6 protein-coding genes are annotated in these 7,224 nt (G+C 50.2%); 1 reads left to right on the forward strand and 5 read right to left on the reverse strand.

Going from position 1 to position 7,224, the window contains the following annotated elements; translation table 11 throughout:
• Window positions 1-300: 300 nt before the first annotated feature.
• Window positions 301-1,200, forward strand: coding sequence for an SLBB domain-containing protein (locus V3S16_RS02245; RefSeq protein ID WP_413883048.1), 900 nt, complete (start codon window positions 301-303; stop codon window positions 1,198-1,200).
• 504 nt (window positions 1,201-1,704) lie between these two features.
• Here V3S16_RS02245 and V3S16_RS02250 read toward each other — a convergent pair.
• The 5 genes from V3S16_RS02250 to V3S16_RS02270 all read right to left on the reverse strand — a co-directional run bounded on the left by V3S16_RS02250 (window position 1,705) and on the right by V3S16_RS02270 (window position 7,171).
• Window positions 1,705-2,307 carry an NF038143 family protein gene (locus V3S16_RS02250; RefSeq protein WP_413883049.1) on the reverse strand — a complete coding sequence of 201 codons (603 nt, stop codon included), beginning with the start codon at window positions 2,305-2,307 and terminating at the stop codon, window positions 1,705-1,707.
• The gene (gene aprA, locus V3S16_RS02255; RefSeq protein ID WP_413883050.1) at window positions 2,282-4,273 is read right to left on the reverse strand and encodes an adenylyl-sulfate reductase subunit alpha; all 1,992 of its coding nucleotides are present in this window, start codon (window positions 4,271-4,273) and stop codon (window positions 2,282-2,284) included. Before aprA ends, V3S16_RS02250 begins: the two co-directional genes overlap by 26 nt.
• Window positions 4,274-4,338: 65 nt before the next feature.
• Complete coding sequence (gene aprB, locus V3S16_RS02260; RefSeq protein WP_413883051.1) at window positions 4,339-4,776, reverse strand: adenylyl-sulfate reductase subunit beta; 438 nt, start codon at window positions 4,774-4,776, stop codon at window positions 4,339-4,341.
• A gap of 68 nt (window positions 4,777-4,844) precedes the next feature.
• On the reverse strand, window positions 4,845-5,174 hold the full coding sequence (locus V3S16_RS02265; RefSeq protein ID WP_413883052.1) for a hypothetical protein: 330 nt from the start codon (window positions 5,172-5,174) through the stop codon (window positions 4,845-4,847).
• 233 nt (window positions 5,175-5,407) lie between these two features.
• Window positions 5,408-7,171, reverse strand: coding sequence for a YeiH family protein (locus tag V3S16_RS02270; protein WP_413883053.1), 1,764 nt, complete (start codon window positions 7,169-7,171; stop codon window positions 5,408-5,410).
• Window positions 7,172-7,224 lie beyond the last annotated feature (53 nt).

The following is a 7,224-nucleotide window of genomic DNA, read 5'->3' on the forward strand; positions in this document are numbered from 1 at the left end:
TGTTTGGAATTTGGTACTTGGAATTTGTGATTTGTTTGTAATTTGGTGCTTGTAATTTGTAATTTATTTGTAACTTATTTGTGATTTTAGACACAAAACTCCAAGGCAGAGCCGGAGAACTCTGACCTACCCCTTAGGACCAGGCTTTTCAGGACTAAATGGACAACTAATCAGCGGCGAAGCCGCGTCATATAAAATCGCAAGGCGATTTTATTGATAAATTCTTCATGATAGATTCGGGATATGGGTATGCCCCCTACCCCCTACCTACCCCCCCATCCCACTTGAACTATTACTGAAATGAAATATAAATATCGCCTCTGTATCATTCTGTTATTGAGCCTGTGCTTTATCCCGGGAATGTTCCTCCCACAGGCCCGTGCCCAGGTCAGGGCCTATCAGGTCGGTGCCCGGGACGTACTCACCCTGGTAATTTATGCCGGGGGCGAACAACAGCACGAGACTGATCTGACCGTATCGACCATGGGTTTGGTCAATATCCCCTTTATCGGCTCCATCAAAGCCGAGGGGTTGACCATCCCCCAGCTGGAAGCCCTGATTACAGAGCCCTTGGCCCAAAATTATTTTGTAAATCCCGAGGTTCGCATCCAGGTCAAGGAGTACCACAGCCTGCAATACTACATTTCAGGCGCTGTCAAGAAGCCGGGATTGTATGAAATGAGCTCCGCAGCGACTCTCATGTCCCTGATCGCCAAAGCCGGCGGGGTCCTGCCCGAGCGGGGCATCATCGCCTATATTTTGCGAGAAGCCACCGAACAGCTTGCCGAAGGCGCCGACATTCAAAATCTGCTCTCCCGCAAGGAGCCCATCAAGGTCGATTTAAAAAGTCTGCTGGATCAGGGCGACATGAGCAACAACCTGATGCTCCACCCGGGAGATGTGGTCTACATTCCGCTCCAGAAGGTCCTGGATTTAAGGCAGTCAAAAATATATATTGAAGGCCAAGTCAAAAAACCGGGCATCTACGAATACCAGCCCGGCCTGACCGCCCTGAACGCCGCTATCATGGCCGGCGGCTTTGACAAATTCGCGGCCCCCAATCGCACCAGGATTATACGTAAAGAAAACGGCAAGACGGTGGTCATCAAGATCAACCTGGATGCCGTCAAAAAAGGAGAAATCGCCGACGTCGAGCTGAAGCCCGGCGACCTGATCCATGTCCCGGAAACATGGCTCTAAATACGAGTTGCGGGTTGCGAGTTGCGGGGTGCAGGGTGTAGGATACTTGCAACTTGAAACTTGGAACTTGAAACTTGATTACTTAGCTTTTAACTTTTTACTTTTAACTTTTAACCTTTTACTATTAACTTTTAGCGTAATAGTTCACCGCAGAGTCGCAGAGGACGCCAAGACAATGAATATTTTTCTTTCTGCTGACCCCGGAGGAATAGGCTCCGCATTCCACAGGGCAGGGAGGGCAGAAAAAAACTATTGTTTAAAGCTCATAGAGCACTAATCCGCTTGGGGTGGATCTTTTTGCTTTCCGGCGTCTCTGTCCCGCTGTAGTTTGCGGGGTCAGCGGAAAGCAAAAAAAAGATAACCCTTTGCGCTCTCTGCGACTCTGCGGTGAACTATTACGTAATTTTTAATACCACAATGTGTCGTTGTGATTAATGCTACAATGTGGCACTTATTGTCAAGAATTAAATCATTTTTTGGGTTCGCTTAATGCAACTGTCTGCGTTAAGGGAAAATCTTCTCGGCTTCCGCCCTTCGAAGCTTTTCAGAGTAATGTTCAATAGTTGTAACAATATTATCGACTTCTTCGGTCGTTTCATAAAGATGCGGTTTTAATGCTGTATTGAAGCGTTTTTCAACCTGGTTCAGTTGATTGGCAAAAAGGAGATAGTTCGTGCGATTTTTATATGTTGATTTTACAAGAGACTCAAAGGTTTCACCTTCTGATCGCAACAGATCTTTATAATGTTCTATGAGGACGCCCAGCAATACGGAGTATTCTACAAGGATTTGTCCCGTATGACCCGACATTTTAACCAATCCGTCGATATCGGGCTCCTTGGCATACTTGACGGCCGCAAGCGCCTCATCCAGTGCCAGCTTTTTCATTAGCATATACGTTTCGACAAACGTTTTGCGTCCGTCCACAAATTTTTGATACTGATATATATAATAAACAAAAATGATCGGGATTAGAATCATCCAGATGTTGATTGTAGGTTTATCAAGCACTGCTGTTGCCAGGGCTCCCGCAAATTTCTCCTCATGTTTCAGAACAAGATCTCTTTTTGCAACTGCTGTATTATTCATCCGGAATGATTTTGACATAGTCTTTCTTGAAGATATCCCAGGCTCCTGCTTTGGGGTCATACTTGGAGTTGACAAAGCAGAACCAGTTCTCGTCATCCTGGCCCGGATAGTCGGTCTGGTAGTAGAATCCGGGATAACGAGTCTCTTTACGGAACTGGATGTGGCGCAGATGCGACTCCACCGTCCAGATACGGTGTTCTATTTCCCAGGCCCGCATCAGTTCATGCAGATCGCCGGCCGCCAGTTTTTCGCAGTCTTCGCGCATCAACTGGAGCAGTTCCATGACGATCTCCAGATTTTTACTGCTGGTCTGATAAAAGGTGGCCGTACCGGCACCGTACTCATGGGTAGCTTTCATGAGCCGATAGGTCATCCCCTCGGGCTTGAGATAATTGGGGTTGATATTAATGGCGGTGGTGTAATCGCAATGCTCCAGGAACAGCCTGACCGGTTTGTAAACCAGGTCGACCAGCTCTTGGGCGGACGGGCTCAGGGTCGGTGTAAAATCGGGATTGTCGCGTATGAACCGGACCATGGACTTGGCCGTTATCCGCCCTTCGGTATGGGAGCCGGAGGAGAACTTGTGGCCGGATGCGCCCACGCCGTCGCCGGCGGTAAACAGACCGTAAACCGTGGTCATGCGGTTGTAAACTTTGTCCTTGTAGCGGATCTTGTATTCTTCGGGCACCCAGTCAAAATCGGGACCGGAAACCCACAGTCCGCAGCAGCCGGAATGGGAACCCAGCAGATAGGGCTCGGTGGGCATAATTTCCGAATTCTTCTTGGCGGGTTCGGTGTTGGTGCCGCACCACAGGTTGGCCTGTCCGCAGGTCATATCAAGGAAGTTTTCCCAGGCCTCGGACTCCAGGGCTTTCATCTCGCGTTTGTCAAGCTTGGCACCCATTTCCTTGAGGGCCGTCATCGTGTCCATCATGATGGGCCCGCGGCCTTCTTTCATCTCAAAGAGCATCAGGTGGTTCCGCAGGCAGGTCGGGGTAATGGCGGCCGTGCCGTAAGGTGCGTATTTCTGAAGCTCTGCTTGCGCTGCTTCACTGTCGGCGTAATTTTCACCCAGGCCGTTGAGGGTTTTGGCCTTGAAGAGCAGGAACCAGGCGCCCACCGGGCCGTAACCGTCTTTGTAACGGGCCGGGGTGAAGCGGTTTTCCATCATGGTCAGCTCGGCGCCGACCTTCATGCACATGGTATAGGTGGAGCCGGCGTTCCAGACCGGGTACCAGGCCCGCCCCTTACCTTCACCGACGCTGCGGGGCTGATAGATGTTGACGGCGCCGCCGCAGGCCACCATCATGGTTTTGCATTTGATGATGTAAATCTTGTTTTCCCGCACGGAAAAACCGACCGCACCGGCGATGCGGTTCTCTTCATGGGCGTCCAAAAGCAGCTCGACGATAAACACCCGCTCCAGGATATTGTCTTCTCCCAGGGCCAGCTTGGCGGCTTCGGCCACGATGCGCTTGTAGGACTCGCCGTTGATCATGATCTGCCATTTTCCGGTACGCACGGGGGTGGCGCCATCCTTCAAGGTCCCCATCTTCCGGCCCCTTTTGCCGTCCAGTTTCTTGCCATCTTCCGACATCTTCCAGATCGGCAGACCCCACTCTTCAAACAGATAGACCGAGTCGTCCACATGACAGCCCAGGTCAAAAATGAGGTCTTCGCGCACGATACCCATCAGGTCGTTGCGCACCATGCGGACATAGTCGTCCGGCGTATTGTCACCCTGTACGGTTCCAATGTAGGTATTGATGGCGGAAAGCCCCTGGGCCACAGCACCGCTGCGATCCATAGCAGCCTTGTCCACCAGCAGAATCTTGGTGTCGTCCGCCGCCCATTTCTTGATCTCAAATGCCACCCCGCAAGCGGCCATACCGCCGCCCACAATCAGAATATCAACTTCGCGCTCTTCCACTTCCGGATCACTGACGGCTTTAGTTTCACCCTTGGGTTTGTTCGGTAATGCCATTCTATCCTCCTTGGCTAATATCATAGTTGGTCATTTTCTTGGACCTTGGAAAATCTTAAGCCTGCTTAGGCGGTTGCCAGCGGTTTCGGCAGTTCGCGGTCGTCGGCTTCTTCGGTGCTAAGCAATTCACTGTCAAGGTCTTTGCCTTTCAGATCCGGGTAAGCGTTGGCGGCGCCTTCCGGGGTGGTGCGGATGGGGAACTTAAAGCGCTTGAGGGTGCCGTTTCTGAATTTACAGGTCCACATAATATCCTCGGTTCCCAGCATGGGCATAATACTGCTTCCCAGCGGCACAAAGTCGGCATAGCCTCTTACCTCAATTGCCTGGGTGGGGCAGATCTTGACGCATGAAAAACATTCCCAGCACTGATCCGGTTCCTGGTTGTAAGCTTTCATCTCATTGGGTTCCAGAACCATCAGGTCGTTGGGGCAAATGTACATGCAGGCGGTTTTGTCCCCACCTTTGCAGCCGTCGCATTTTTCAGAAATTACAAAACTTGGCATTTACTGTTCCTCCTGATTTTGCTTTGAAAGAATTTTTATTATATAAAAGAATCTCACTGAAGTAAAGGTCAGTCCATGGGAAGATATCGAAAACCTATCCATAAAATAACACCGGTCAGTATCACAAATGCAATAAAGGGGATGGTTAGTCCCGCCTCTTCAGGAGCCATGAGCTTTATTGATTCATGCAAATAGCTTGCTCCGTCATATGATGCCTCTATTGCAGTATAGAAATAGGCCGCTGAGTCTATATCTCTTTCCTCAACGACCTGAAAAATCTGATTTATTATGGGGACATTTTTCTGAATCCATGGGCCAACTATGAAAGCAAATGCCCATATTAAAAAGAAACAGAAGAAGAGCTGCCCCCACGCTCGTAATCTGGATGGATTTCGCATGTCCAATTCCTTATCTCTATTGTGATTGCCACAAAGACACCAAGGCAGTTACGGGTGAACAGTAATCAGTGAAAAGTGATCAGTAAGGAAAAACTGATAACCGATCACCGATCACCGATAACTGACCACGGACCACTGCAATTTGTGCCTTTGTGGCTAATGTTTTTGGTTTCCCGCTTCAGTTTCAATGCAGACGGGATCTCCGTTATACTACGACCGGCCTGCCCGGTTTTTTAAATTGTAGCCGTGAGTCCGGGGAATACCATATAGAACATGATGTAGGCAACCACAAGCGTTAGGACCAGGTTGAACGACTGGCCGAACAAATACAGAATCAAAGGTTTTCCACCCTTGAAGTGCTCGCTGAGCTCACGGAAATTCGTGGCCAGCCCGATACTTACAAAGGACAGGCAGAAAAACCAGCCTCTGAACAGATCGCCCATGCCCTTAATTATACCTTGATCGACCATGGCACTGCCCATTCCGCTGGTTTGGGTGTTAAAGTAACTGTAAAACAGTGAAAAAATGATCGAAGCCCCAATAAAACCGAGAACAAATTTCGGAAATCGGTACCAGATCTCTATGACGCCCACCTTGGTGCCGGTCTCGGCCACCTCTACCTTTGTGGTAAAGTAGAGTGCAACGAAAAAGGCAATGACACCGATCAGAACGTTCTGGATCATCTTGATGGTGGCGGCGACATAAAGCGCCTTTTCTCCCAAGAACGCGCCGGCAGCGGCCACGGCACCGGTGGCGTCAATGGTGCCGCCCATCCAGGCCCCACCTAAAACAAGCTGCTTATCAACCGGGAAAAATCCCTTGATAATCATAGGCATAACGATCATCATGATCGAGGTGAAAACCAGCGACAGGCCTACGGCCAGGGTCAGTTCCTCTTTTTTGGCTCTACAGGCCGCCGCCGTGGCAATGGCAGCAGATACACCGCAAACGGACATATCGGAACAGATGGTGGCATTGAGCCGTTTGGACGGCATTTTAATAATCTTTTGGCCGAACCAGTACGTCGTGAACCAGACTGTCGGTGTGACAACCCAAGCCACAAAGATACCGGCCGCTCCGATGACGATGACTTTTTCAAACAGAATCTTGGCGCCCAACAGCACCAGACCGGTTTTGATGTAGTACTCGGTCTGAACGGCCGGCATGGCCCATTTGGGGGTTCCGACGGTGTTGCTGATCAGCATACCGAAAAAGATCGCCCAGGCGGCGTAACCGATACCGTACTGTTTCATCGTCGCCTGGTTGGCGGCGATGTATGTTAGCAGCGCTATGAAAAAGACAAACACAAAGCCTTTGGCGAACGCGCCGGGCGACTTGCCCATAGCAACAATGCCGACACCGAAGAAAACGACGAAGGCAATTCCCAGCCCGATTAAGTTGCCGATCTTATTGTAGGCTTTGGCCTTGGTCTTGCCTTTGGCCTTAGAAGCCTTCAGATGAGTGTCCCGCCAGGCGGTAATAGAAGCCTTGGCTTCGCCGTTAAGTTTTTCGTTACTGAATCCCGCCGCGTCGGCGGCTTCTTCCGCGGCCATGGCTTTGGCATAGGCCGCTTGTTCTTTTGCTTTGACTTTTTCATATTTCGCTGAGGCCTTTTCTTTTTTGGCCGCTGCTTTTTCCGCGCTCATGAAAAATGCATCCAGCGGGTTAGTCGACCACTTGCCTGGTTTTCCGGAAAACTTTTTAATCCATTTTCCGAAACCGCTGTTTTTGGCCTTGACCTTCTTTTTGGCATCGGCCAACTGGTACCATGCGATGGTCTTTAGTTTAGCGGTCCGGTGGGCCTGTACGCCATACGTGGCTTCGGCCTTCTCGAGCTTGGCTTTTATATCCCCGGCCTGGGGAAAATAGAACACAATGCCGAGCAGAAGGATGAAGAAGCCGAGCCATACGGCCCACCAATCCTCCTTTTTCCAAAATTCGGCCCATTCCCATTTTCCGACATCTTCGACGACATCACTTCCGACATTTTCAGCCATAATTTACCTCCTATAAGGTTAAAAGATTTGCCGAACCGCCGGCCCCGCGGCTG

The organism is Candidatus Desulfatibia sp. (assembly GCF_036446775.1).
GTDB lineage: Bacteria > Desulfobacterota > Desulfobacteria > Desulfobacterales > UBA11574 > Desulfatibia_A.